Annotated in this window: 1 protein-coding gene; it reads left to right on the plus strand. The window is 54.8% G+C overall.

The window, feature by feature from the left end; genetic code table 11:
* Positions 1-2,126: amino acid adenylation domain-containing protein (locus tag NLX74_RS25420; protein ID WP_254330923.1), on the plus strand; the 2,126-nt coding region annotated here is incomplete at both ends.

The raw sequence follows: 2,126 nt of genomic DNA on the forward strand, positions 1-2,126 counted from the left end.
GCGTTGTTCTTCGAAGGAGAGCAGCTGACCTATCGCGAGCTGAATGAACGTGCGAATCGTCTGGCGCGCACCTTGCGTAGTCAACGCGTGACGAAGGATCGACTGGTGGGTCTGATGACCGAACGTTCGGTAGACTTGATCGTGGGGATCTTAGGCATTTTGAAAGCCGGGGGTGCATATGTCCCCATCGATCCGACGTATCCAGAGGAGCGTATCCGCTACATGCTGGACGACTCGGGGGCAGAGCTATTGTTAACGCAAAGCCATCTGGTGGATAAAGTGGCTTTCGACGGTAACGTGCTGGTGCTGAATGGGGCACAGGGCGTGTATCACGAGGATAGTTCCAATCTGGAATCGTTGTCTAGTCCGAACGATCTGGCGTATGTCATTTATACGTCGGGTACGACGGGGCAGCCGAAGGGCGTTATGGTGGAGCATCGTAATGTCGTACGTTTGGTGAAAAATACAAACTACGCGCAATTAGATGCCGACACGCGCATTTTACAGACAGGGGCTGTTGTTTTCGACGCATCCACCTTCGAAATTTGGGGGGCGCTATTGAATGGTGGACAGCTGGTGCTAGTGAGCCAGGATGTCATTTTGGACGCCCCCAAGCTTAAGGAGGCTGTGCGTAGCCACGGCATTACCACGATGTTTCTGACTACACCGCTCTTTAATCAGCTGTCCCAGCAGGATCTGGCGCTGTTCGAGGGGGTACGGGAGCTGCTGGTCGGCGGTGATGTGATGTCCGTACCACATATGAACCGGGTGCTGGAGGCTCATCCATCCTTGCGGATCAGTAACATCTATGGCCCGACAGAAAATACGACCTTTTCCACAGTGCATGCGATCACTGGTATGCAATCGGAATCGGTGCCAATTGGCAGACCGATCCATAATTCGACAGCGTATGTCGTGGACCGTTCGATGCGGCTTCAGCCCGTCGGGGTATGGGGTGAGCTGATCGTCGGCGGTGACGGGGTGGCACGTGGATACCGCAACCGTCCGGACCTGACGTCCGAAAAGTTCATCGACAGCCCGTTCCGCAGCGGAGAACGCTGCTATCGCACAGGCGACCTGGTACGCTTGAATGTGGACGGGACGCTGGAATATAAGGGACGGATCGACGCACAGGTGAAAATTCGGGGCTACCGGATCGAACTGGGCGAGGTAGAAACGCAGCTGTTGAAGCTGGAAGCGGTGCAAGAAGCTGTGGTCATCGCGCGTGAAGATGAGCAAGGGCAGAAGCAGCTCTGCGCTTATGTGGTCGCCGATGGGGAAGTTGTGGCAAGTGAACTGCGCAGCGCTTTGAGCCAGAAGCTACCGGGTTACATGGTCCCTTCCTATCTGGTACAGCTGGAGCAGATGCCGTTAACTCCGAATGGCAAAATCGACCGCAAGGCACTGCCAGCACCGGAAGGCAGCCTGCAAAGCGGAGCTGATTATGTTGCACCGCGGACATGGGTGGAAGTGAAGCTGGCGCAAATTTGGCAGGATGTGCTGGGTCTGGCGCAGGTCGGTGTGAAGGAAAACTTCTTTGAGATTGGCGGACACTCGCTGCGGGCGACGACGCTGGCCTCGAAAATTCACAAGGAGCTGAACAAGCCGCTTCCACTGCGCAGTATTTTTGAAGCTCCAACGATTGAAGAACTGGCAGCGGTCATGGAAGGTCTGGATCAAGTAACATATGCGTCCATTCCGGTAACGGAAGAACGCAACTTCTACCCATTATCTTCGGCGCAAAAACGACTGTACGTGCTGCATCAGTTCGACCCGAATGATGTGAACTACAACATGCCGTCGGTACTGCAAGTGAGCGGACCGCTGGATGTGAAACGGGTAGAAGCCGCGTTCCGTCAATTAATTGCCCGTCATGCCACCTTGCGTACCCGCTTTGCACTGGTGGACAGTGAGCCAATGCAATGGATTGAGGACACCGTGCCATTTGAGGTGGAATATACAAAGGTACAGGCAGAAGATACAACCACGGATACGGACACGATGGTCAGCCAGGAAGCACAAGAACGTGTGCAGCAGTTTGTACGTCCATTCGATCTGCAAGCCGCTCCGCTGCTGCGGGTAGGCTTGGTAGATTTGGGTGTACAAGGAACCGAGCAGGAATCGCA

Origin of the sequence: Paenibacillus sp. MZ03-122A (assembly GCF_024213325.1) — a bacterium.
GTDB classification, from domain to species: domain Bacteria; phylum Bacillota; class Bacilli; order Paenibacillales; family Paenibacillaceae; genus Paenibacillus; species Paenibacillus polymyxa_B.